This window comes from Flavobacterium erigeronis (assembly GCF_054075165.1).
Genome location: NZ_JBSKGP010000003.1, coordinates 398,625 through 424,419, shown reverse-complemented (window position 1 = coordinate 424,419; position 25,795 = coordinate 398,625). Strand labels below are relative to the sequence as shown.

Annotated in this window: 24 protein-coding genes; 12 read left to right on the top strand and 12 right to left on the bottom strand. The window is 35.3% G+C overall.

Translation table 11 applies throughout. The annotated features are described in order from the left end of the window. Nucleotides 1-80: 80 nt before the first annotated feature. The 4 genes from ACWA1F_RS08425 to ACWA1F_RS08410 all read right to left on the bottom strand — a co-directional run bounded on the left by ACWA1F_RS08425 (nt 81) and on the right by ACWA1F_RS08410 (nt 3,524). Nucleotides 81-1,373, bottom strand: coding sequence for an alginate export family protein (locus tag ACWA1F_RS08425; RefSeq protein WP_456893230.1), 1,293 nt, complete (start codon nt 1,371-1,373; stop codon nt 81-83). A 189-nt stretch (nt 1,374-1,562) separates the two neighbouring features. Further along, complete coding sequence (locus ACWA1F_RS08420; protein WP_306160942.1) at nt 1,563-2,195, bottom strand: hydrolase; 633 nt, start codon at nt 2,193-2,195, stop codon at nt 1,563-1,565. A 140-nt stretch (nt 2,196-2,335) separates the two neighbouring features. Continuing rightward, nucleotides 2,336-2,653 (bottom strand): phosphoribosylpyrophosphate synthetase, encoded by a 318-nt coding sequence (locus tag ACWA1F_RS08415; protein WP_456893227.1) that lies wholly within the window; start codon nt 2,651-2,653, stop codon nt 2,336-2,338. Between the two features lie 55 nt (nt 2,654-2,708). Further along, nucleotides 2,709-3,524 carry an alpha/beta fold hydrolase gene (locus tag ACWA1F_RS08410; protein ID WP_456893226.1) on the bottom strand — a complete coding sequence of 272 codons (816 nt, stop codon included), beginning with the start codon at nt 3,522-3,524 and terminating at the stop codon, nt 2,709-2,711. A gap of 533 nt (nt 3,525-4,057) precedes the next feature. Here ACWA1F_RS08410 and ACWA1F_RS08405 point away from each other — a divergent pair. From ACWA1F_RS08405 to ACWA1F_RS08375, 7 genes are all read left to right on the top strand, one after another. Then, nucleotides 4,058-4,435 carry a hypothetical protein gene (locus tag ACWA1F_RS08405; protein ID WP_456893224.1) on the top strand — a complete coding sequence of 126 codons (378 nt, stop codon included), beginning with the start codon at nt 4,058-4,060 and terminating at the stop codon, nt 4,433-4,435. Between the two features lie 314 nt (nt 4,436-4,749). Next, nucleotides 4,750-5,673 carry a hypothetical protein gene (locus ACWA1F_RS08400; protein WP_456893222.1) on the top strand — a complete coding sequence of 308 codons (924 nt, stop codon included), beginning with the start codon at nt 4,750-4,752 and terminating at the stop codon, nt 5,671-5,673. Between the two features lie 4 nt (nt 5,674-5,677). Continuing rightward, nucleotides 5,678-7,657, top strand: a complete 1,980-nt coding sequence (locus tag ACWA1F_RS08395; protein WP_456893220.1) for a TonB-dependent receptor plug domain-containing protein — start codon at nt 5,678-5,680, stop codon at nt 7,655-7,657. Nucleotides 7,658-7,807: 150 nt separating this feature from the next. After that, the gene (locus ACWA1F_RS08390; RefSeq protein WP_456893218.1) at nt 7,808-8,176 is read left to right on the top strand and encodes a hypothetical protein; all 369 of its coding nucleotides are present in this window, start codon (nt 7,808-7,810) and stop codon (nt 8,174-8,176) included. Between the two features lie 145 nt (nt 8,177-8,321). Continuing rightward, complete coding sequence (locus ACWA1F_RS08385) at nt 8,322-9,188, top strand: MbnP family protein (RefSeq protein ID WP_456893216.1); 867 nt, start codon at nt 8,322-8,324, stop codon at nt 9,186-9,188. A 308-nt stretch (nt 9,189-9,496) separates the two neighbouring features. Next, nucleotides 9,497-10,516: a cytochrome-c peroxidase gene (locus ACWA1F_RS08380; protein WP_456893214.1), complete on the top strand. Its 1,020-nt coding sequence runs from the start codon at nt 9,497-9,499 to the stop codon at nt 10,514-10,516. A gap of 949 nt (nt 10,517-11,465) precedes the next feature. Continuing rightward, nucleotides 11,466-11,711, top strand: coding sequence for a hypothetical protein (locus ACWA1F_RS08375; RefSeq protein WP_125723558.1), 246 nt, complete (start codon nt 11,466-11,468; stop codon nt 11,709-11,711). Nucleotides 11,712-11,760: 49 nt separating this feature from the next. On the opposite strand, the gene ACWA1F_RS08370 is transcribed toward ACWA1F_RS08375, so the two are convergent. From ACWA1F_RS08370 to ACWA1F_RS08355, 4 genes are all read right to left on the bottom strand, one after another. Continuing rightward, a complete protein-coding gene (locus ACWA1F_RS08370; RefSeq protein ID WP_306160950.1) occupies nt 11,761-11,961 on the bottom strand; it encodes a hypothetical protein in 201 nt (66 codons plus the stop codon). Between the two features lie 160 nt (nt 11,962-12,121). Next, nucleotides 12,122-13,528: an FAD-dependent oxidoreductase gene (locus ACWA1F_RS08365; protein WP_456893211.1), complete on the bottom strand. Its 1,407-nt coding sequence runs from the start codon at nt 13,526-13,528 to the stop codon at nt 12,122-12,124. A gap of 144 nt (nt 13,529-13,672) precedes the next feature. Beyond that, entirely contained in the window at nt 13,673-14,524 is an 852-nt protein-coding gene (locus ACWA1F_RS08360; protein WP_306160952.1) for an alpha/beta fold hydrolase, read from the bottom strand. Nucleotides 14,525-14,543: 19 nt separating this feature from the next. Continuing rightward, entirely contained in the window at nt 14,544-15,161 is a 618-nt protein-coding gene (locus tag ACWA1F_RS08355; RefSeq protein WP_456893209.1) for a cysteine hydrolase family protein, read from the bottom strand. A 247-nt stretch (nt 15,162-15,408) separates the two neighbouring features. On the opposite strand from ACWA1F_RS08355, the gene ACWA1F_RS08350 reads away from it, so the two are divergent. From ACWA1F_RS08350 to ACWA1F_RS08330, 5 genes are all read left to right on the top strand, one after another. Continuing rightward, complete coding sequence (locus ACWA1F_RS08350) at nt 15,409-15,609, top strand: hypothetical protein (RefSeq protein ID WP_456893207.1); 201 nt, start codon at nt 15,409-15,411, stop codon at nt 15,607-15,609. 158 nt (nt 15,610-15,767) lie between these two features. After that, on the top strand, nt 15,768-16,403 hold the full coding sequence (locus ACWA1F_RS08345) for a hypothetical protein (protein WP_456893205.1): 636 nt from the start codon (nt 15,768-15,770) through the stop codon (nt 16,401-16,403). Nucleotides 16,404-16,577: 174 nt separating this feature from the next. Then, nucleotides 16,578-17,021, top strand: coding sequence for a hypothetical protein (locus tag ACWA1F_RS08340; RefSeq protein ID WP_306160957.1), 444 nt, complete (start codon nt 16,578-16,580; stop codon nt 17,019-17,021). 643 nt (nt 17,022-17,664) lie between these two features. After that, a complete protein-coding gene (locus tag ACWA1F_RS08335; protein WP_456893203.1) occupies nt 17,665-20,841 on the top strand; it encodes a SusC/RagA family TonB-linked outer membrane protein in 3,177 nt (1,058 codons plus the stop codon). An 11-nt stretch (nt 20,842-20,852) separates the two neighbouring features. Then, nucleotides 20,853-22,277: a SusD/RagB family nutrient-binding outer membrane lipoprotein gene (locus ACWA1F_RS08330; protein ID WP_456893201.1), complete on the top strand. Its 1,425-nt coding sequence runs from the start codon at nt 20,853-20,855 to the stop codon at nt 22,275-22,277. A gap of 86 nt (nt 22,278-22,363) precedes the next feature. On the opposite strand, the gene ACWA1F_RS08325 is transcribed toward ACWA1F_RS08330, so the two are convergent. The 4 genes from ACWA1F_RS08325 to ACWA1F_RS08310 form a co-directional block, all read right to left on the bottom strand. Then, entirely contained in the window at nt 22,364-23,134 is a 771-nt protein-coding gene (locus ACWA1F_RS08325) for an alpha/beta hydrolase (protein ID WP_456893199.1), read from the bottom strand. A gap of 7 nt (nt 23,135-23,141) precedes the next feature. Beyond that, the gene (locus ACWA1F_RS08320) at nt 23,142-23,681 is read right to left on the bottom strand and encodes a hydrolase (protein ID WP_456893197.1); all 540 of its coding nucleotides are present in this window, start codon (nt 23,679-23,681) and stop codon (nt 23,142-23,144) included. Nucleotides 23,682-23,771: 90 nt separating this feature from the next. Beyond that, the gene (locus ACWA1F_RS08315) at nt 23,772-24,803 is read right to left on the bottom strand and encodes an alpha/beta hydrolase (RefSeq protein WP_456893195.1); all 1,032 of its coding nucleotides are present in this window, start codon (nt 24,801-24,803) and stop codon (nt 23,772-23,774) included. A 24-nt stretch (nt 24,804-24,827) separates the two neighbouring features. Then, complete coding sequence (locus ACWA1F_RS08310; protein ID WP_456893193.1) at nt 24,828-25,571, bottom strand: hypothetical protein; 744 nt, start codon at nt 25,569-25,571, stop codon at nt 24,828-24,830. Between the last annotated feature and the right edge of the window lie 224 nt (nt 25,572-25,795).

The window sequence follows — 25,795 nt, the reverse complement described above, 5'->3', positions numbered from 1 at the left end:
GTGTATTATTACAAGAGAAACGCCTTTTATTCACTCCTAAAAGCTATGTTTCTATGTGTTAAAAATTTAATTTTGTTGTTTTAAAATTTGAATCCGAGTTGCACATTAAAGAAAATACCGTCTTTAGCATTCGGAGTAATATCGTTGATAAAGGCGCCAGTTTTGAAATACTGAAACCCGTTTGAAATTGATATATATTTATTGATATTATAGGATAAACTAGCCAAATAAGCTGTTCCAATATATCGTTTGTCTGACATGCTTCCTAAGCGATTTAAACTTCCGCCTGGTCTGTAAACACCGTCTTCTAGTGAATATCGCCAGTTGAAAACTACATCAAGCTGGAACTGTAAGTTTGAAAGCAGATCCATCGTGGCATAAGGATGAATATCAATCAAGTTGACTGGCCCAATTTGTGGATTAAATCCGAAATAGCCTCCTTTTGGAAAAAGCGGATTAAAGGTCTGCAAATCACCGTCGCCTTGAATTTTATCTCCCGAGATATAATCGTTTCTAAGATTTATCGTAGGTTTAAATTTGGTGTTTTCAAACATATATCCAACGTCAATAGAGCCTGTCCAAGCATTTATATTTCCCGAACCAAAAGTGCCAAATTGGTAGGCTGCTTCTAGATTGTAAATAAAACCGCCTCCATATTTCCAGAATCTTGTGCCAATGGTATGTCTTCTTTCTGGAGCAATTCCTTCTTCAAAAACCGATCGATCTCTTCGTATTCCGAGATAATACAAATCAAGATTTCCTGCTTTTGGAATGATTATTTTAGAATAAGCTCCCCAGAGATTCAGCTGTTTAGATATTTTATTATCGAAAACACCCGAATTCACAGCATCCTGCATCATGGCAAAAGCATCGATGTAAAGCCTTTCAGAGGCATACATTATTTTCCCTCCAGTAAAATACAATCGGTCGTTTCGCCCTTCCTGTACAGAAATTAATCTTCCAGAACCGTAGTCAAGTTCTTGTCGTCCTGCTCTGATGATTATTTTTTTATCTTCTTTTTGATATACATTCACATCCAAAAAAAGATTTTGCACATTCAGCTGATCTTGATCTGTACCTATCGTTCCGTTGAATATTCCATCTTGTAAAGCGCTTCTAAGCTGTGCAAAAACTCTGAAATTTTTTCCTAGATGAATATCAGCATGAAGATCATAGCGCTGGAGTATAAAATTGTTGCTGCCGGTATCAAATCTCCCCCAGTCTTCATTATTGAAATAAACATATTCATATCGGGCTTCGCCGCCAATTGACATATAAAAGTCTTTTTCTTGATTTAACGGAATGAATTTTAATCGTTCGTAAAAATTTCTGTTCGAGTCTTTTAAGAATTCATAATTTTCATCATAACGCATCAGCTTAAAATTTTGAGCCGACGCAAAGCTTCCAAAAAGGAGAAAAAGAAAAAGTAATTTGGCGTTTGATATGGATTTTGCTGATTCCAAAATAATGAAGGCTTAGAGAGTTTGTTTTTATGGGTTTCAAATTTCAAGTTTCAAGTTTGACATTAAAATTGAAATTGAAATTTGGGATTGAATTTTGATTTAGTGTTTCAACATGTTGTGTGCGTAGTGAATTCCTAAACCGTAAGAACCACCGTATTTTTTCATTAAAGAAGTCACAGGACCGTAAGTTGCTTCGCGTGCCCAGTCTCTTTGCAATTCTAATAAATATTGGATAGAAGTAATTGGAATTGCTCCAGCCTGAATCATTCTTTGTACAGAACGTTCGTGCGCTTCAACGCTTACATCACCGCATGCATCTGTAATAATGTAAACTTCGTAACCTTCTTCGATTGCCGATAAAGCTGGACCAACAATACATACACCAGTCCAAAGTCCAGCAAGAACAATTTTTTTCTTGTTTTTAGCCACAATTGCTTTATAAGCATTTTCATCTTCCCAAGTATTCATTGAAGTTCTGTCAATATATCCAGAAGTAGCAATTGGGTAAAACTCTTCAACTTCAGGAAAAACAGGTCCAGAGAAGCTTTCTTCGGCCACAGTAGTTACAACTGTTGCTACATCAAATATTTTTGATGCTCCAGCTACAATTGCCACATTTGTACGTAGTTCGCTTAATGGAATATTGTGTGTTGCAAAGGCCATTTGTCCTTCAAAATCGATTAATACTAATGCGTGATTGTCTGGTGATAATAAGTTAACTGATGGTTTCATATTATTTGTTTTAAAATTTATTAATTGGTTTTTGGCTAATAAAATGCCATATTTTTAATTTGCTACAGAACACTGTTTTAAGTTTCGAGCAGTGAAAGATTAGTAACGATATTTCGTAATTTTATTAAGGAGTTTTGATATTAATGCGTAGAAAGTTTCTTAATCATTTCGGCAGAAACTGCATCGGCATAAATTCCAAAAGCGCTGGTTAAAACACCTTTTAGATTGTAGATTTCAGATTTAATTCCATAAACAATATCTTCATCTCCAGGATTAGTATCGCCTTCAAATCGGAATAAATATTCAATCTTGAATTCTTCTGGCGACATGCTCTGCGTGTTGTTGTTGTAACGAATGCAGTTGCTGTCTAGATTAAAGTTTTCTGTAAAACCTTGTGTGCTCAGCCATTGCAAAGCTTCTACAACGGTATCAAAAGAGGGCTGCTGAAAATAACTCATAATTGAAGAGGATTAAAACTGCCTGTAAACAACCTTTACAGGCAGTGATTATTGATTATTTGATGAAATCTAAAATATCGTTGTTGATCGTTTCAGCTTCTGTAGTTGGCATTCCGTGAGGGAATCCTGGGTACGAAATCAATTTTCCGTTTTTAAGTAATGCAGCTGACTTTGGCGCTTGATTGTAAGGAACAATTTGGTCGTCTTCTCCGTGTAAAACCAAAACGGGAATATCTAAACTCTTTAAATCTTCTCTAAAATCGGTTTCAGAAAATGCTTTAATTCCTTCATAGTGCGATAATACAGAACCCATCATTCCTTGACGCCACCAATTTTGTTTGATTCCTTCTTGGACTTCTTGTCCTTCACGGTTCCATCCGTAGAATGCAATAGGGAAGTCGTAAAAAAATTGTGCTCTGTTAGCGGCAGTTCCTTTTCTGATTTCGTCAAAAACTGACAACGGCACCCCTTCAGGATTAGATTCGTTTTGAACCATTATTGGCGGTACAGCGCTAATGATAACCGCTTTTGCTACGCGTCCTTTTCCGTATTTTGCAGCGTAACGAATTACTTCACCGCCACCAGTTGAGTGCCCTACGTGAATAGCATTTTTTAAATCTAAAGCTTCTGCTAATTCAGCAATATCAGATGCGTAAGTTTCCATATTGTTTCCTTCAGAAGCTTGGCTAGAACGTCCATGTCCGCGACGGTCGTGTGCAATAACTCGGTACCCTTTTTGAAGGAAGAACATCATTTGTGCATCCCAATCGTCACTAGATAAAGGCCATCCGTGGTGAAAAACAATTGGCTGTCCAGTTCCCCAGTCTTTGTAATAAATTTGTGTTCCGTCTTTTACTGTAAATGTGCTCATGATTTTTTGATTTTAGGATTAATTTTATTTTTAAATATTTGAATAATTTGTAATTATGTTTGAACTTTTAACAAATAGATTATAGTTTGTTTATTGTTGTTAGGTTTCTGATGCAAACTTATCACGGAAATAAACGCCTATCGATTAATCTATGTTAAGAAGTGAAAAATCGACTTAATTTTTTTTGTTTATCGAAGTCTTTTCTGTGGAAGTTTGATTTTTCCTCGAACGAAATTGCGGGATCCCGACCTGAAAATGGCAGTCTAATTGTTTTCATATTTTTTAGCATTCTAAAGTGGTTTATTTGAATGCCATAACTATTGCCAATTAACATGCCTTATTTGCAGTGTCTTTATTTTAAAGGCTTTGATTAAAAACGAGTATTTTTTTATTTACGATATTTCGTTAATTTATGAGTAATTCGCTTTTTTGCTCATAAAATTGGAATTGCCTTTTATAAAATAAAAATGAAGATTAGTTAAAATAAATACAAAATAGTATGTACTTTTGCCACCAAACTATTTGAACAAGCATTGAAAAGGTTAATCATTATAGCACTTTCTATTTTAATACTGTCGCCATCTTTTGGCAGCTTGTTCGTTTATGCTTCTTTTAAAATCAATCAGAAAGAAATTGCCCAAACGATTTGCGTTCAGCGTAAACAGGCTTTTAACAGCTGTAACGGGCGATGCGAACTTCAAAAAAGCATTAAGAAATATTCTGATAACGAAAGAAAAATGCAGGACAGCTTAAAAGACAAACTAGAGCTTGTTTATGTTCAAAACACTGCAGAAATTAATCTTAACGTAATTCCAGTTATCGAATCAAAAGATAACGCTTCTATTTTGTTCGAAAAGAAACCAATCGGGGCTTCTTCTCTTACTTTTCATCCTCCTCTCTATACTGTTTAGGATCAACATTAGTTTTTAAATTCCAAAAATTAAATTCCAATTTTTTAAATTCCAAATTCCAATTTGGAATCTGAATTCGAATTGTTTTACTTTTTCGCTTAGCGCGGATTTAAAATCTTGGCTTATCGATATTAAGTAATTATTTTTTGGAACTGATTTTGATCTTCTTTTTGTAAGTGAAGAAAATAGCTTTATGCAATCTTCATTTGCGTTGCCATTTCTTGGCTTATTTTAACAGCATTTGGCCTTTTTGCTATTCAAAAAATTATGGCTTAATGTTATATTGTAAACGTTTTTTTTATAACATTCATCAAATGAAATCTTTTAATTTTTGGATAATCGCACTGTTATTCGCGGTTACTTCCTGTACAATTGATAAAACAGATTACGAAGCAGAAACGGGTTCTGAAGTTCCTGAAAGTTACGAATTTAAAGAAGCTACTTCGCTTACAAGCGGGAACTATAAAATTAGTATTGAAGCTTTAAACGGAGCATTCTATAAAGGCTATAATGAGCTTCATCTGAAAATTACCAATACTCAAAACAACCAAGAGCTAACAACTGCTACAGTGACTTTTCTGCCAATACTGAGCAATGCAGACGGAAGCAAAAGTTCATGTCCGCATGAGTACAATGTTGCTTATGATGCTACAAATAAATACTACAGCGGTTATTCTGTTTTTACAGGAGAAAGCACTACGACAGCAAGTTGGAAATTGTACATCAGTTTTACAGCCGATAATCAAAAATATGAGATCAATAAAGATGTTACTGTTGAAAAACAAAGCAATAAAAACCTCAATATGACTGCTTTTGCAGGAAACGATGGAGAACAATATGTAATTGCATTGGTTGCGCCTCAAAAACCTACCGTTTCAGAAAATGCGTTGGTTGCAGGTATTTATAAATACAATAAACCAACAACTCCTGCTGGAACTTTTCCAGATCCGTCTCAGTTTTCTTATTCAGAAGTTGCGGGTTATACTTTAAAGTTAGATCCGAGAATGCCTGAACCTTCAATGGGAAATCATTCTTCTCCAAACAATAAAGATCTAACACAAGAAAACGATGGATTGTATCATGGTGTAGTGAATTATACGATGACAGGAAACTGGACATTGAACTTTATTATGATGAACCAAAACGGATTGATCGTAAAAGGAACGATAGTTCCGACGGATCATACGCCTGGTGTAGAAGGCGTGAAAAGTGAACTCTATATAGATACTTTATTCTAAAAACATGAAATATATTATAATGCTGCTTTTTTTGGGAATTTCAGTTACAGCTCAAAATCAGCATGCACATCACGATAGCATAAAAAAATTAGAAGAAGTAACGGTAAAAAGTGCGACTAAAAAGAAAATTGAAACAGAGATGAAAATGGCTGTTTCGGTAGATGAATTTTTGTCTTCGTCAGATAATATCAGTTTTATAAAACGTGGGGCTTATGCTTGGGAGCCTTTATTGAACAATATGAGTACCGAACGTTCGACAGTTACAATTGACGGAATGCACGTTTTTGGCGCTTGTACCGATAAAATGGATCCGATTACGTCTTATGTGGAAAGCAATAATTTGGCTTCAATTGATATTAAATCAGGTCAGGAGGGAAGTTTGCACGGGTCAACGATTGCAGGAAGCATCGATTTAAAAAGAAAAAGCACACAGTTCGGACTTCAGAAAAAATGGAATGGTGCTTACCAAACGGGATTTGAGTTTAATAATAAGCAGTTTTTCAATTTAGGAAATGTGTCTTATTCAGGAACTAAATTTGTTGCCGATGGAAGCATTTCATACCGAACGGCAGATAATTATTCTGATGGAAACAACGACGAAGTAAAACATTCGCAATACAATAAATTCAATACTTCGTTGGGATTGGCATATAAAACCAGCGAATTATCTTCGCTACGATTAGATGCGATTTTTGATATGGCAAAAAATGTAGGTTATCCTGCCTTACCAATGGATTTGTGGCTTTCGCGTGCGTTAATTACTTCGGCTGCTTACAAGCAATTGTTTGAAGAAGGATTGGTAAGAGTGGTCGATACAAAAGTGTATTTCAATACCATTGAGCATTATATGGACGATACGACGCGACCAGAAAACTTGGTTCACATGGATATGCCGGGTTGGAGTACAACCTATGGATTGGTTTCGAAAGCGAATTTGAAAAAGAACAATTACTCTTCTGAAATTCAGTTGAATGCTTATGATAATCTTTCTATTGCAGAAATGCGCATGTATCCGCAAGATCGAAGCGAAAGAACCATGTTTGCCTACAGTTGGCCTTGGGTTACGACACGTTTTGCCGGACTTTCTATGAATAATTCTTGGGATCTTTCAGAAAGAAGTCAGGTGAATTTGGGCGGTTCTTTGGGAGTGAATTACAATTATTCGAAGTATATAGAATTCAACTGGATTTTTCATCCAGGAGCGCCTCAAGAAAAAACGAGATTTCTGCCAAGTTTAAATGCGGGATATCATTTAAACATAGATCAATTTAATTTTTCTGTCGGAACAGGTTACGGCCATAGAGCGCCTTCTGTTTCTGAGGGTTATGGTTATTACATCTATAATAGTTTTGACCGTTACGATTATATCGGAGATCCGAATTTGAAAAATGAAATTTCGTACGAAGGAAATGCAAGCGCAGGTTTTAAAAACGAAAGATTAAGCATTCAAGGAAAAATAAACTATTTCTACATTCAGAATTATATTATTGGTAAAATCTTAAGTCTCGGAAGTCCGATGAATTATCAGTCGGTTGGAGTAAAAGGATATACATCTTTAGATTATGCCACGCTTTTAAATATGTCTGCCAATGTGAGTTACGATATCTTGGAGCATCTGCACTGGAAAGGAACGCTAACGTATGCTCGCGGAATGGATGATAAAGGAGGAAATTTGCCTTTTATCCGTCCGTTGAGTTATCTGACGTCATTACATTATATGTATAAAAATTTCGGAATTCAGACCTCTGTTAGTGGCGATTTTGAGCAGATTAATTACAGTCCGGAATATGGTGAAGATTTAACTGGTGCTTACACCATTTGGAATATTTCTGCTGATTATTCTTTTAAAATCAATAAAGTAAAGAGCACGATTCAAGTTGGGGCTGAGAATTTATTAAACGCATATTACAGCACTTATGCCGATTGGGGAAATATCCCGAGAATGGGACGTAATATTTTCACGTCTTTAAAAGTGAATTTTTAATTAGAATATAGAGAAAAGAATATAGAAAACAGAAAGAAACTGTTTCTAAGACATTGCCTCTGTGTTTTATTATAAGTGAAACGCCTTTTTTAGATTCCTAAAAATCTATGTTTCTATGTGTTAAAAACAGTCAACCCAAAGAGTAAAAAAATGAAAAAAGTTTTTAGTATCACAATGACGATTTTGTTCCTGCTGGTTTCTTTCCAGCAGGCGCTTATCATTGTGCACTTTAAACTGAATCAGAATGCCATAGAAAAAGAATTTTGTGAAAACAAAGCAAAACCAGAACTGCAATGTCATGGTAAATGCCATTTAAAGAAAGAACTTCAGGACACAGAAAAAAACACCGATCTAGAATTGAGAAGCATCAGTAAACAGATTGATATCGCTTTAATTTCTAATATTGAATTTGCTGTTTTAATTCCGAAAGACATAAACGCTAAAAAGGTTTTTCTTTACAAAGAATATGGTCAGACAGAACCTTGCCTTGAAATTTTTGTACCGCCGCCTATTTTATAATTGAGTTTTTTTCTCCTGCAAGGTTTCCAAAACCTTGTAGGTGTTATTTAAAGCCATTCAAATACCTACAAGGTTTTATAAATCTTGCAGGACATGAAACTTTTTTTAATTAATAAAATACAGTACAAAAATTAAAATCATAAAAATGCAAAATTTTAAAAAATACCTTTTATTATCTGCTGCCGCTTTGGCATTTGTTTCTTGTTCAAGCGATGACGATGCGCCAGCTGCAAACAATGTAACGCTAGAATTTAACAATACGTTTAAAGACAAAACCATTGTTTTAGGCGATGCAACTTCGACTTCAGCAACGACAAATACTTCAGCCGCTGGACAAATTCATCATTTTTCTGAGGTGAAATATGTAATCAGTAATATTCGTCTAATAAAAGACGACGGAAGCGAAGTGCCGTACAATGTAAATGATTTGGATAAAGGAGCAACGGTAATCGATCAGGCAAAAACAGCTTCTTTAAGCTATGTTTTGAGCAATGTGCCATCTGCAAATTACAAGCAGATTAAATTCGGTTTGGGAATCAAGACAGAACAAAACACTTTGGATCAGACAAGATTTCCTAAATTTTACGCAGCGGCTGGAGCTAACGATACAGAAATGATGTGGGAATGGGGAACAGGATACCGTTTTACAAAAGTGGAAGGTTTTTACGATACCGAAAATAAAGTAATGTCTATACATACCGGAAGTACGATAGCAGGAGCTGAAGGTGCTTATAAACAAGGCGTAAATGCTTATAGAGATGTTACTTTAAACTTAACTGTTAATGCTATTGTCGGGCAAAACGCTCCGAAAATCAAAATTAAAGCTGATTTCGACAAATTATTGAGCGGAAAAATCAACACTATAACATTATCGACAGGAGAAGGAGCAAACGATAACGCAACTCCAAACATTCATACAGCAGCTCAAATGGTAAAATTTGTAGATAATCTTGGAGGAAACGGAACAAGCGATATTTCAGGAATGTTTTCTGTGACTAGCGTAGAAAACTAAATTAACGCATTGCTTCAAGATTTCGAATAGGTTTTAAAAATGAATTGCCTCCATCTTTAGATGGAGGTATATTAGTTGGCAAAAGCCTGGATTATTTGCTATTTCTAAAAATCCCCTAGTTAAAACTAGGGGCTATAGAAAAAACTTTAACAACTTATCTTAATCAATATGGTTTCAACAAATCAAATCAAATTTGATCTGCTGAAATCTTCATAAATCTGCGTGAAACTTTTTAATCTGCAGGTTTAAAAAATCTATTGTGAACCGTCTGAATTTTAAAGACGGCTCTATTTTAAATTCATTAAAAAATGAAAAAAATATTTGGCTTCATAATAATTGCATCCTTTTTCGCTTCTTGTAACAGCGAGGATTCGGATATGATTTCTTATGATAATCCTGAACTTTCATTGCAAATTCCGGCCGACTTCCCAGAAGTAAATGCTTATGTGAGTTTAAATAAACCCACAAAATATGGTGTCGAATTGGGCGAAAAATTGTTCTCAGACAAAAGGTTAAGCGCAGACAATACGATTTCGTGCTCAAGCTGTCATATTCAGGCGAGTGCTTTTGCCGACCACAATCCGAGAGCTATTGGAATCGAAGGCAGAATCGGACTTAGAAATGCGCCTCCAATTCAAAATCTGATGTTTTTAAAGTTTTTTAATTGGGATGGAAGCAGATTGCAGTTAGAAACGCAACCTTTGGTTCCGATTATTACGCATGAAGAAATGGATTCTTCGATTTTGGAAGTTATCGGAAAAATTAAAGATGACGCTTCTTATAAAGATTTGTTTAGAAAAGCATTTGGAGATCAGGAAATTACTCCTGATCGAATTTACCAGAGTATTGCACAGTTTGAATACACTTTAATTTCTGCGAATAGTAAATACGATAAAGTAAAACGCAAAGAAGGCCAGTCGTTTACAGAAAATGAAGCGGCAGGTTATGCTACTTTTCAGCTGAAATGTGCCAGCTGTCATAGCACCGAATTGTTTACCGACCAGAGTTTCAGAAATATAGGTTTTCCGTTAAATACAGATTCTAACGAAGCAGGACGCGGCAGGGTTACGGGTATTCCAGCCGATTTTATGAGTTTCAGGGTTCCGACTTTAAGAAACATAGAATATACGGCACCTTACGGAAGTTTTGGCCAGTTTGAAACTTTAAAATCGGTTTTGGATTATTTTGATAATGGTGTTTTAGAAGCTGATAATCTGGATCCTATTTTTAAGAATAATGGGAATAGAATTCCGCTTACAGAAGTGGAAAAAGAGAATCTTATTGCGTTTATGAAAACGCTGAGTGATCAAGAATTTATTGGGAATTAGTCAGTTGGTTTATTGTTTATTGTTTGTTTTGAAATTATCATTCAAGTGTCACGCTGAAGAAGGAAATTATTTAGATCACATACAAGAATCCAGAGGATTCAAATATTTATAGAATGTATGTTGGACCGTGGTATGACCCCGTAGGGGGCAAATATCATCGGCGTTAATTATGTTCTATAAATATTTGAATCCTCTGGATTCTTTTGCTTTAACATATAAAAAAGGGATTTTTATTTATTCGTTTTTACACGCGCTTTCGCGAAAGAGCGACAATGAATTTGATTCTAAGTTTATATCTAAGAATCCGGATTCAAATATTTATAGAAAATTTATGCTGTAGCGTGAGTATGACCCCTTCAGGGTCAAATATCAGCGGTGTTAATTATGTTCTATAAATATTTGAATCCTCTGGATTCTTTTGCTTTGATATGTAGAAAAAACGGATTTCATTTATTTGTTTTTATACGTGCTTTCGCGAAAGAACGAAAAAGAATTTATAGGGAAATAGGCTGTTGTTTGTTGTTTTGGAATTATCATTCAAGTTACCTTGAGAAAGGAAATAATTTTTAGATTCACATTAAAAGAATCCGAAGGATTCAAATGTTTATAGCATAAAATTTTCAACGTAGATATGTGACCCCGAAGGGGTCATACCCACGGTCCAGCATAAATTCTATAAATATTTGAATTCTTCGGATTCTTTTACTTTATAAAAAAATCGAATTTTTTCCCCTCCGTTTCTATCCTCGCTTTCTCGAAAGCAAACCCGTTGTAATTTGAAAACACTTGATTTTACTAGTATTCCCATTTTTTTTAGAATAAAATGAGAAATGTTTATAATATGTTGATAAATAATACGTTCCCGACAGTGTTAAATTCTGATTTCGATAGATTAAATGTTTTAAATTTAGTAACTGAATGATAGTTAATTATTTAAAAGTATTTGAATATGGAAAGAGCTATAAAATTACAGGTTCGTAAGGAACTTGATGGAAAACAAGAAGTAAATATAATTAAGCTGAAAGGCAGTTTGATAACTAAAGGCTACACAGAAATTATTCATATTAGTGATAAGGACGATGAATTTTACATTAATTCATTTGCCACCACAACTGCCAGCAATGAAGTGAAAGAATTTATTTTGGATTTTATAAACAAAGAAAATTTAAGCAATACAATTAGCGTTCTAGCTTAATAGTGTAGAACAGCATAATTGCATTGCTTAATGTTATTTTTTGTTAGTATTACACTGCACTTGTAAAACTTGTACTTTGATCCAGATAAAGAGGCTCTTTTGGCAGATCTTCTGGTTTCTCGTCCCAATCTCCCCAATCTCCTACATAAGTTTTACGAAAGATTAATTCGTTATTATCGCCATTACAAACCAAAGTTCGGTCTGTACAGGTTTTGGTGTTTGGACTGAAATTAATTTGTAAATTTTCCATGACGTGATAATTTAATTGTTTTATGAGATTATAAAATTAGAAATATCGTCTTGGACTTTGTTATAAAATAATATTAAATTATTGTTTAATTTTAATGTATGAGTCTGAAATATAGAGTGGTATAAAAAAAAGCTAAACAGGATTTGTTTAGCTTTTTGTGTTATTTTTTGCATCTTCCTCGAGGTTCATCGCCTTCGCGAAGTATAATTTCAGAATGTAAAAATTGTGCGGCATCGGCAGAGCCTTTTACTTTTTCTGCACTGCGTTCCAGCATTTCGGCTTCAAATTCGTTTAAAACACTTTTTCGAAGTCCGTTTTTTCTCCATTGCGATTTTGGATTGCAGCATTTGGTAATTTTTTTAGCCAATTTTAAAGCGTCCAACAAAGCTTGATTCGCGCCTTGACCTTTAAATGGACTCATCGGGTGCGCGGCATCGCCAATTAAAGTACTGTTTTTATTTTTTTCTAATAATTGGGAACTCAGCAATTCGCGGTCATAAACAGGATATCCAGAAATTAAACTTGATTGTGTAGCCTCTAAAATCTGCGGAATAGGAGCATGCCATTGCGTTCTGCGAATCGCTTCTTCTTTAAGAGCTTCAGGTCCTTTTGCACTTAGTTCTTTGGCTTCTTCTTCAGACATTGGAAAACTCAACTGCCACATCACAGAATCGGCTGTGTAAGGCATTACATAAATGCGTTCATTGCCATTGGCTGTCTGAAAAACGGTTGCCGAATCTAATAACGGACTCGAAATATCTTCAAGCGAACTTAGTGGACAAATTCCCAATATTACAATACAGCCCAAATAACGGAGCGGAGTTGCATCTTCGCCAATTATTAGTTTTCGCACTGCACTTCGAATACCGTCAGCACCCACAACAAGATCGGCTTTAGCTTTTTTAAATTCTCCATTTACCTGAAAATTCAATTCAACACCATTTTCATTTTCTTGAAAATCTATCAATTGATATCCCCAGTTAATGGCCTTTTCGCCAAGCTGTTCTAGTAAAGCCAACCGAAGCGATTGTCTAGCGATATGGATGTTGGTGCGTTTTATAGGTGTTTTAATTTCAGTTTCCAGCCATTTTCGCGTTCCCCATTCGCCTAAAACTTTTCCTTCTGTATTATGAACAATATGTTTTGTCGAAATAACTCCGTCTAAAGAAGTAATTCCTAAGCCTTTCATGGCTTTGCTGGCTTGTTGGAGCGTTAGTCCGTAGCCTTGAGATCTGGCGTCAAAGTTACTGTCTCTTTCATAGATACTAAAAGGTATTCCACGATGCAGACAGGCGACAGCCAAAGCAACGCCTCCAATACCGGCACCAATTATAGCAACATGTGGAAAATCGGTATTAACTGGTGTAAAATGATCGGATTGAATTAATCCAGAACCAGAACAGTTAGTGCATAAATGTAGATGAGCTTTAGGTTTAACAGGAGGAGAATCGGTGCTTTTTGTTCTCTCATATTCAGCCAATTCTGCCTTATAAATGCGCTGTGCCTTCTTAGTGAGCCCACGATTTATTTTGCCCTGTCCTTGGCATTCCTGACATATAATCCACATAATCTGCTAACTTACTTTAGTATGAAGTTGCAAAGTTACATCAACTATTGTATTTAAACTACTGATTTTCAAAACTGGAACATATTCAATATAAGAATTTTAGTATTTTGAAAATCAGTCAGTTGTATTTATTGGTTTGCTTTTTTAGTTTGATTCTATAAAGTTGTCAATATAACGGGCAATCATATCAGGATATTGGTGCTGCGGGCCATGTCCTGTCTGAGCAATCGTGATCAGCGTTGCGGTTGGCAATTTTTGGTTGAGCTCGAACCAGTTTTCTGGAGGAAAGCAAACTTCATGATTAGCAGAAATAATTAAGATTGGAACATTGGTCTTCATTAATTTTTCTCTAGTATTATAAGGGTCATTGATATAATCATCATGAGATTTACTGTAATATTCCCAAAGTTCTGGTCTCACTTTTGGATCTTTATTTTCTCTTTCCTGTATTCTTTTATGACTTTCTACCGCTGCATTTCGGCTTATTTCAGAAGTTGGCTCAAAGAATAATATAGTTTCATGTTCGAGTGTATAATCTGGAATATAGGCTGTTTTAATAAAAATTTCTTCTAGGTTATGATTTACTTTTCCTGGAGGTTTGGTTCCAATTAAAATGGTGTGCGTAATTCGGTTCGGAAATTCAGTTGTTATTACTTGTGCTGCCCAGCCGCCTAACGACCATCCGCCTAGTATAAATTTGTCAATTTTTAAAGCATCGGCCAGATCAATAGCATCTTTTCCAAAACCTAAAATCGTTTCATGCGGTGTTCCTGTAGAAGAAGCAAGTCCTTTATGATTAAAAGTGATCACTCTGTATTTTTTTGCCAATGCATCCAAAAATGCGGGATCCCAATCGTCTAGATTCCCTCGAAACCTATTGCAGAGAATAATGGGTAATCCTTCGCCAATTGAGCGATACGCTATTTTATAATCTTGAACAGTGGCAAATTTAGTTTCTGACTGGCTTGCCTTACTTAAAGTTTTTTCTTTTTCCATGGTACTAAAAATTTATGTTTTAAGAGTTAATATTATTGATGAATTCTTCTGTAGTAGAAAGCACATGTCCATAATGAGGGAAATTAGTTTCGACTGTTGCTTTTATTTCTTCCCAATTAAAAGCGCCAATTCCGTCTTTGATTAAGGTAACATGATAACCCAGCTCGACACCAAATCTTGCAGTAGAATCGATACAGGTATTGGCTCTCATGCCTGCGAGAACAATTTGGTCGATATTATGCTGACGCAAAAGAAAATCTAAATCGGTATTAGCAAAACCACTCGCTGTCCAATGATTTTGAGCAATAAGATCGCCTTCTTGCATACTAAGCTCTGGGTGAAATTCGGCTCCCCACGAATCTTTTTCAAATAGCGTAATGCTTTTGCTTCCTAAATGCGAAGGCGCCATAAATTTCCAGTTGAGATAATCCCTAATTTGGGTATTCCGATGGGGTGCATAAATAATTTGGATTTTCTTTTCTCTTGCAGCAGTTAATAGCTTTTTGATGTTATTAACCACTCCATTTCCTTCCACGGTTTCCTTTGTTACCGAATATAATTTCCCGCCTTCAGAAAGAAAATCATTAAAAGGATCGATAATGACAATGGCGGTTTTTTGAAGTTGATACAAGCTCATAATTTCTAGTTTTTTAATTTAAGTTGTTGTAAACTAATAATATGCCATTTGCTTTCTAGTACAGTTTAGTTGCTGTTGCGTGAATTTTCAGAAAAGGAAAACTGCGATATTTAACTAATTTTCGAAATATGGTCAATTGATCTAGAGCGAACTAAGCAGTTTTATTTTATAATTTTTGAAAAGGATTATATAAGTAGTGAAGGCTGGATTTGGTTTAATTTTATTAATCATTATAAAAAGAAGAATTATGGACAAGAATAATCAAACCCAGAAAAACCCGAACCCAAAACAGGGCGGAGAAGATCATCGAACTGATACTAGAAAACATCAATATAAAGAACACGATGAAGTTTTGACTAACGATGAAAATTATGATGCTGATACCAAAAAGTTTAAAGGCGAAGCGCCAGAACTCGATGATAAGTTGAATAATGAAGAAAAAAAATAATTCAAAAACGTCTCAATTTTGTTTGAGACGTTTTTTTATGGACTTTTTTTAACAGATCGAACTGAAGATGTAAAAATATGAGTTGATTTTTATAGATTTGTAAAAATCTAATACAATCTCTCAAAATACTATTTGAGAAACCATATATAATACAAGGCATGAAATCGATTACTTCAGTTTTTTTTCTTTTAATGTTTGTTTGTTCCAATTCATACTCGCAGTTGAGTTCTGAAAAAATATTCGAAAGTTTTAAACAAGGTGAGCGTACCAATTGTTCTTCTATAGCTTTTATAAAAGCTTCATTAAATGTGTACGGACTAGATAATCTTTTTGTTAGCGAAAAATTAGCGAATGATTCTTATAAGATTACACTAAAAAATAACGCAACCTTTCATTTGGATAGCAGCGAAGTAAATAAAGCGACAAAATCTGCGGGTTTTGTTTATATCAAAGATAATTGTGACAGCGAAAAAATAAGAGATTATGCTATTTTGACTTATGCCGTAATGGCAAAATACATGCAAATTATCGATAATGAACCCACTTTTGAGAAAGCTTTGGAAGAATTGGAAGAAGGAACGGTTTATACTCCAACCATTTATAAATATTTAGGATTCAAATTAGGCAAGCAGATTCAGAAATTAAAAAGACAATCTGGAAGCGAATATTGCGGTGTTGTCGCATGGTCAAAAGCGCATGCTGTGTTTGTTTGCGAAGATTTTATGGATTATTACGGCAACAAAAAAAGCATTTGGATCAAATATCCGGGTCGTTTTAGAATTATTAAGTCTTAAACAATACGTAGTTATACTGCCGAAAAATCCTTAATTTCTGGGGTTTTGGTGTACTATTTTACTTATCCCAACGTAACAAATGTAATTTTATTGTGAAAAAGGAAATATAAAAGTTGCTTTTTAACATAATTTATATATTTTTGTTTTTATTCAAGAACCAAATCTATTATGAAAATGAAGAGTAAGATTATTTTATTATGTGTCCTTTTCTTCTTGACAACTGCTGCTGTTTCTGCGCAGGCAAAAAATGCACCAAGAAGTATCATTAGTACAACAGCTTTAATTCGTAAATACCATGATCAAAAAGAATTAAGTGGTATGCAAAAAGGAGAACTTTTAGAATTGTACATTGAGCGTATTAAAGTTTTGGTAAAAACACTTCCTTACATTGCTTTGGTTACTAAACCAGGTGTTACAATGGCAGATTTGGGCATTCCTGATACAGCAGACAACAAAAAAATATTAGACGGACAAGCAGAAGGCACAACTACTTTCTTAGATACGACAGTAGAATTTCAAAGAAAAATGATGCCTTACTCAGATAAAGGAAATCTTATCGCTGCAATTTTATTTTATGAAACTACATTAAAATCTTTACACGAGTTTAACGAAATGTAAATCATTTTAAAAAACAAAATACAAACTCCAAGGTCTTACGATCTTGGAGTTTTTTTTTGCTTTTACTTTATTAAAATGGAATTTAAAAGAATTAAAACGACTTTTAATTTTTCTCTTTTACTATAATTCTTATAAAAACACAAAATCAACAGTATTTTGTAACTATTTTGTTTTTAGTGTTTTATAATATCTGCAACGATTTCGTTAACAATTTTTTTGCAAAAAGTTTATTTAAAATTTGGGAAATCGTATTTTTAATTTACTTTTGTTCTATCAAATTAGTAGAGTTTAAAAATAACTAAGAAAACGCAGTGATTAAAATCCACACACTTCCATTTCAAATAAGCAAAACCATTTGGCAATTCGGCCGAATGCGTTACTGCAGTTAAAATTCCTCTTTTTTAATTCATTATCAATTAATACCAAAACCCTAAATGGGTTTAAAATTTTATAGGCCAATTTTAAATAATAGTAATCCAAAAAAAAAGTAAAAATGAAAAAACGAATGTGCTGCAGCTAAAAGAGAAAACCATTTTTGCAGTTGCAGAAATGGCAGAAGCTTAAAAGAAATAGTCATCTCTAAAAGGAAAGCAGGAAGATAAAATTATCCTTGGCTTACCTTATTTTAAACTAAAATAAAGTAATGAAAATAAAATTAAAAAGATATGCTTACTTATGTGTGTTGTTAATTTCAATTGGAGTTAAAGCACAAGATAACAAGCCATTAATTCAGTCTAAACTAGAAGGAAAAGTAATTGATGCCGTTACAAAAGAGCCTATTATTGGGGCTTCTATCACTATTAAAGGAACTACGCACGGAGTTCAAACCGATTTTGATGGAAAGTTTTTCTTTCAAACAGGACAAAAATTGCCTTACACTTTATTAGTAAGTTATCTAGGATATAAAAAAGCTGAAGTTGTGGTAAATGAAAATCCAGTAACGATAAGCCTTACAGAAGAACAAAATCAATTATCAGAAGTTGTAGTTACGGCTTTGGGTATTTCTAAAGAAAAGAAATCTTTAGGATATAGTACACAAGCACTTAAGACTAAAGATATTGCTGAAACAAAAGAAACTAACTTCTTGAATAGTCTTAGCGGAAAATTAGCGGGTGTTCGTATTACAAATTCGCAAGGAGATATGGGATCATCTCGTATTATCATTCGTGGAGAAACTTCAATTGCAGGAAATAACCAGCCATTGTTTGTGGTAGATGGAGTTCCAGTAGATAACTCGCAGTTAGGAAGCGTTGGTGGGGCAACTCGTGACTTTAAAAATGCTATTGCCGATTTGAATCCTAATGATATTGAAACATTGACTGTATTGAAAGGGCCAAATGCTGCAGCACTTTACGGATCGCGTGCAGCGCATGGTGTTGTGTTGATTACTACAAAATCTGGAAAAAGTCAGAAAGGATTAGGAATTACGTTGAATTCTGGGATTACGATTTCTCAAGTGTCTACTTTACCAAGCTTTCAAAACTCTTATGGTCAAGGATCAAACGGAAGATTTAGTTTTGTAGACGGTAAAGGCGGAGGCGTAAATGATGGTGTTGACGAAAGCTGGGGGCCAAGAATGGACGGAAGACTTATTCCGCAATTTTACTCCAATGGAGCGGCTGTACCTTTTGTAGCACATCCTAATAACGTGAAAGACTTCTTTAATACTGGTATTACTTATGATAACAGTATTTCGGTAGCCAGATCAGATGAAAAATCGGATTTCCGTTTAGGGGTGAACAATCAAAAACAATTGGGAACAGTGCCTAATAGTGAAGTGAATAAAACCAACTTTACGCTTAATACGAATTACCAAATTTCAAAAGGTATCAAAGTAGGGGTAACGGCAAATTACATTACAACCAATTCTCCAGCTTTACCGGGAGGTCCTTCTGGAAACCGTGCTGCAGGTGTAATGTTACAGTTCCTTTGGTTCGGTCGTCAGGTTGATATTAACCAGCTTCAAAGCAATAGAGAAGTGAACTGGAATAACAGTTACTACAGCAATCCGTATTGGAATGCGTATTACAACACTACAAGCCAGCAGCGTAACCGTATAATTGGAGACGTGCATTTGGATGCTAAATTGGCTGAAGGACTTAATTTTAAATTCCGTACAGGAGTTGATTATTATAATGACAGAAGAAAATATGAGATCAGATATGGTACAAACGGAACTCCTTTCGGATCTTATGCTGAAGATGCTTACACAGTAAATGAGCAAAATACAGAAGGTATTTTTACTTATACTAAAAAAATAAACGACGATTTTACTGTAGACGCTCTTGCCGGATTTAATATTCGTAATCACAGCGATGCCAACAATTATCAGAAAGCACCGCGTTTGGCTGTACCAGATTTGTACACTTTAACCAATTCGCGTGATCCATTGACATCATCAAACAACTTATCAAGATTAAGAGTGTATAGTGCTTATGCTTCTGCGCAATTTGGTTATAAAAACTATGCTTTCTTAAACGTTACAGGGCGTAATGACTGGTCATCTACATTACCAAGCAGCAACCGTTCTTATTTTTATCCTTCTATTAATGGTAGTTTGGTTTTATCTGAAGCTTTCAATTTGAAAAGCAATACGCTTGATTTCTTAAAAATACGTGGTGGATGGTCTGAAGTGGGTAACGATGCAGATCCGTATCAATTGGCTACGGTTTATAATTTCCAGACAGCATTTGACGGAAATCCAATTCAAACTTCATCACAAAGAAAATTGAATGAAAACCTGAAACCAGAAACAACACGTTCTACCGAAGTAGGTTTAGAAGCTACTTTCTTTAAAAACAGACTTCATTTTGATGCTGCTTATTACAATACAAATAGTTTTGACCAGATTTTGGAGATTAAAACCACAACTTCAAGCGGTTATAACTCCCAGTTAATCAATGCTGGTAAAATAAACAATAGAGGTATAGAAATTCAATTGGACGGAACTCCTATTCAAACAGAAAACTTCAAATGGAATATTGGAGCAAATTATTCTAAAAACACTAGTGAAGTTGAAATTTTAGATTATGCCAAACAAATTCAAAACTATACAATTGGTACTTCTGGAGGTGTAGATGTATTGGCATCTGTAGGTCAAGCATACGGAGCACTTTACGGAACAGCTTATTTGCGTGATGCGAGCGGGAATATTGTAGTAGGAGCAAACGGACTTCCAAAAGCAGATCCAACGAAGAGAGTTTTAGGACATTACACCCCAGATTATTTGGCAGGTGTTACCAATACCTTGACCTATAAAAATCTTGAATTATCGTTCTTAGTTGATGCTAGCGTAGGAGGAGAAATTTTCTCAGGCACCAACAGAACAGGTACTTATACAGGAGTATTGGCTTCAACGCTTCCTGGGCGTGGTGCTGAAAACGGCGGTTTAAGTTATTATGTAGACGGAACTACAAAAACATTGGTAAACGGAACTGCCCCAGCGGGTGTAACCGTATATGACGATGGTATGATTTTTAACGGAGTATACGAAAACGGATCTCCAAATACAACCGTGTTAAGTGCACAGGAATATTATAAAGCATCTTATAACATCAGCGAAGCATACATTTACAGCTCAACTTTTGTAAAAATGAGAGAAATAAAATTGTCTTACAATGTCAATAAAGCATTTGCAAGAAGACTTGGATTAGAAGGGGCAAGTATTACTGCTGTTGGCCGTAACTTGTTCTTTATCTACAAAGACGCACCAAATATTGATCCTGAAACCGCTTTCAATACTGGAAATGCGCAGGGATTGGAAAGTTTAGCTTTACCAACTACCAGAAATTTCAGTCTTAATGTTAATCTTAAATTCTAAAACTCAGCATCATGTTAAAAAAAATAGCATATATAACTCTCTTTGCCTTAACGTTTAGCTCTTGCAGCGATACGTTGGATGATATCAATAAAAATCCAAATGCAACCGAAACACCATTAGCGCCTTACTTGTTAACCGGTACATTAAAACAAGGAGCCGACTTATATTGGGGTTCTACGAATAACTTTGACTCTTCTTTATTATTTGTGCAGCATTGGGCAAAAATCCAATATACAGAGCCAGATAGATATGATGTTTCAAACGCTTCATTCGTTACTTTATGGAACACTGGTTACGCAACCTTAATCACAGATTTGAATACCATCATCAATTTTCCAGATGCGCAGGCGAATTCAAATTATAAAGGAATTGCTTTGACACTTCGTTCATGGACATTTTTATTGTTGACAGATGCTTACGGAAGTATTCCGTACAAAGAAGCTGGTCAAAGTATAACGCCTTCATACAACACTCAAAAAGAAGTGTATACAGGATTACTTGAAGATTTGAAAAACGCTCAGTCTTTATTGGGTGCAGCAAATGGAACAGTAACTGGTGATTTAGTTTATAAAGGAGACATTGCAAAGTGGAAACGTTACGTAAACTCGCTTCGTTTGCGTATAGCTTTAAAAATTGCTGACAGAGAACCTGCTTTGGCTAAACAAGCTGCAATAGATGCGACTAATGATGCAGGAGGAGTTTTGAGCAGCAATAGCGATACGTTTAAATTTACATACATTAGCTCACCGCAGCAAAATCCAGCCTCAGCTTGGTTTGAAACTCGTGATGATTACCGTATTTCTAAAACGATGGTTGACAAACTAAAAGAATTTGCAGATCCTCGTTTGCCAGTTTATGCACAATTGCCATCTGATGCAAGTGTTGGTACCTACGTTGGAGGAGGAAATGGATTATCAAACAGTGATGCTAACAGCCAAGGTTTTGCTAAAACATCAAAACCAGGAACTTATTTCCTTACGTCAACATCGCCTGCTGTAATTTATTCGTATTCTGAGGTATTGTTCAATCTTGCAGAGGCAGCTGCACGTGGTTATATCGCTGGAGATGCAGAACAGCTTTATAAAAATGCTATTACAGCATCATTTAATCAGTTTGGTATTAATGACGCGACAGTTATTGCGAATTATTTGAACCAAGCAAGCGTAAAATACGATGCAACGAATTATGCTAAATCTATTGGAACACAAAAATGGATTGCCTTTTTTGGTCAAGGTTTAGACGCTTTTGCAGAATGGAGAAGATTGGATTATCCTGTATTGACAGCTGGTCCAGCAACGGTTTTGGACGGAAAAATACCTTCGCGTTTTTTCTATCCTGGTACGGAGCAATCATTAAATGGCGTAAGCTATCAGAATGCTTTAACCGATCAAGGAAAAGATTTATTGACAACCAAACTTTGGTTTGATGTGAAATAAATTTAGATTATAATAAAATAAATTTCATCAAAAAAGCCCTGCGTCACAATCGTGATACAGGGCTTTTGATTTATATTAAATCTGTTTTACAATTTTTCATACCAATTTAAAATATAATCGGCAACGCTTTCCCAGCCTGGTTCTCCGCAGATAAAATGGCTTTTGCCGTCGAATATTTTAAGATCGACACGGCCTGCATTTCCGTTATATCTGCTCGCAATTGTTTCTGTTAAACTTGGAGGAAAGATATGATCGTTACTGCCTCCGATAAATAGAATAGGTTCGTGCGGTTTTTTGAAATTGATATTCGAAAACGAATTTAAAACCAGTTCTCGGCTCACTTTATAACTTTCTGGCACTGCAAATTTCTCAAAAGCAATACTTTTTTGTGATTCTGGAATAGTATTAAAAAAAGCATAATCGTACCATTTTCTGCTTCCCATGAAATATTTATTAAAAGAGAAAAAGCCAAAAGCAGGAATTACCGTTTTTAAGGTTTGAAAAGGCGGAAACACATTTTTTGGAGGCGCTCCGTCAATACTTACGCCAGCTGCGGCTTTGCCTAATTCGACTAATTTTAAAGCGGCCATTCCAGCCATGGAATGTCCTATTACCAAAGGTTTTTCTGGCAATGTATCTATTAATCGGCTAATATTATTGACAACATCTATAAAACCTGTTTTGGTAAGGTTAGGATGAACCTTAGCTCTCAATTCGGCAGGATTTCCATCGTGTCCAGGATTGGCCGGCGCATAAACGGTATATCCTTTTTGTTCATAGTGCTGTTTCCATTCTGCCCAAGTTTTGTCGTTAACAAAATTTCCATGAATAAGCACAATTGTTTTGGATTTTGACATGATTCTTTTATTTGATTAATGTTAGAATTTCTTTGAAAACTTCTTGTCTCGAATCTTTAACCAGTTCATAAAGGCACATTTCAACATTCGTTAATGCAGCCCCTTTATGCTGCAATTTCTGCAAAGCGATTAAAATGCTTTCTTCTGCTCGAGAAGAGACACAATCTGCCGCAATTTCGACTTCGAAGTTTTTTGATAATAGTCCCAAAGCAGTTTGATACACGCAGATATGAGCTTCAATACCGCAAATTATCCATTGTTTTCTGCCAGAATTGATAATTGCTTTTTTAAAAACTTCATTATCCAGAGCATTGAAAGAAAATTTTTCAATTGGTTGCTGTTCGTGCAATAGTTTTTCTAATTCGGGAATTGTTGCACCAAGTCCTTTCGGGTTTTGTTCTGCCCAAATTATCGGAATTGAAAGTAGTTGACAGCCTCGAATGAGTTTTTCTAAATTGGACACCAGTTTTTCGCTGTTGTGTACAATCCGCGCCAATTTTCCTTGAACATCAATTACAATCAATCCGGTTTTTTCTTGTACAAGCATAACGATCTATTTAATTTGGAAACTAAATTTACAAATTTTATTTATGTAAAATATTGAATTTTAAAATGTTATGTTTGTTTAGGGTGAATTTTACTTCAGGTATTTTTTAAGTTCCGCCGCAGCCTGAAGAAACAGCGCTTTTGTCTGCGGAATTTCAGCCAACCCATTCAATAATCCAAAATCGTGAATGACGTCATTGTAGCGCACCGTTGTCACGACCACTCCTGCATCACTTAATTTACGACCGTAAGCTTCTCCTTCGTCTCTTAAAATATCATTTTCTGCAACCTGAATTAAAGTTGGAGGTAAACCTTTTAGTTGAGACAAACTTGCCTGCAATGGCGAAGCATAGATTTCTTTTCTTTTAGAAGGATCCACATATTGATCCCACATCCATTTCATTAAAGAATCAGTTAGAAAACGCTGTTTGCCGTATACTTTATACGATTCTGTTTCAAAATTAGCATCGGTTACAGGCCAGAACAGAATTTGCACTTTATACAAAGGCGTTCCTTTTTCTTTCGCCATTAAAGCACTTGCTGTAGCCAGATTTCCTCCAGCGCTGTTGCCGACAATTCCCAATTTGCTTCCGTCGACATTAATTTCATTTCCATGAGCTGCAATCCATTTCGCGGCAGCGTAAACCTCATTTACAGGCTGTGGATATTTATGTTCTGGAGAAAGAGAATAATTGACAAAAACACCAACATAACCCGTAAGCACACTCAAGTCTCTCACCATCCTTTTGTGGGTAGGATAATCTCCCAGAACCCATCCACCACCGTGAATGAACATAAAAACAGGGAGTTTTCCTTTCGCACCAGCGGGACGAACAATATTAAGCTTGATTTTGTAACCGTCTGCGGTGATTTCTTTTTCAGATTCTTCAATTCCAGACAAATCCACTTTAAAGGCATTTTGTGCGCCAACCAAAACATTTCGCGCATCTGCAACCGGAAGCGATTCCAGTGGCGCTCCTCCAGCATTTAAAGGTTTTAAAAAAGCTTTTACAGCTGGCGTAAGATGCGGATCTGTAGCATAATCACCTTGCGCATTTGCGGGCAAACTGCTTAAAATTATATAAGGAAGAAGTATCATTTTTAGGATGATTGATTTTTTCATAATGTTTAAACTTTAGATTTACTTTTATTTTACAGAATAAGGCAATGAAAGATTTCCACTCGCAACTGTATAAACTTTGTATACCCCAAGCATTGGTTTAGAACCTTCGGCATCATGAGAACCGCCAGCGCCCGTGCTGACTTCCATATAACAGCTCACGGCATCAAACTTAAAATCGGTTTTGTTGTTGATTCTAAAATCGGGAACAATCACTTTAATCGAATTTCCTTTTGTCACGATATTAAAACCTGGGCTGTCCATATACATTGCCATTCCTGGATTTGTTGGAGGCAATACTACTTTTGGATCTCCTTTTGTGAATTCTTTTACCGAAAGTCCTCCAGCAACGCGTTTATCTTCTACAAGCAAAACCCAGTGTGCGTGCCATACTAAACCGTCGTTTAGGTAATTTCCGTCCAGGCTTTCATCCCAAAGCGGAGTATCTTCAAAATCTGGATGAGAAGTAAGAGCAAGTGCTACAATTCCTTCCACTTGACCGAAACCAATATCAGAAGATTTTAAAGTAGTTGGGAAAACGTATGCCAAAACTGGAGCGCCATTTAACTGTCCGACTGGTTTAGGCATTGTTTTGCCTGCGGTTCCTTCTACTTTAATGTCCCAAACTGTAAGACCTAAATCTGCCTTATGAGTTATTGTAGCCGATTTTATTTTAAAATCGCTGTTGTTGTAAGAGCTGCATTTATCGCAAGCTTGTGCACTGCTAAAATGTAGCAATAGAATAACTATTAATGCTATTGATTTTTTCATAATAAATTGGTTTTTTATGGGTTAACTTCCCTAAAAAACCAATTTACATGCCATACCAAAAAAGCGCTAAATAATAAGGATTTAGCGCTTTTTGAAGGATTTAAAAGCACTATATTTCGCTAAACCCATTTCGATTAGTGAGATTTCGCTAGCTAATAAAATAAGGACGCGGATGAAACGGATTACTTCGTAAAACGCGGATATGAACGGATTTTTTTATTTAC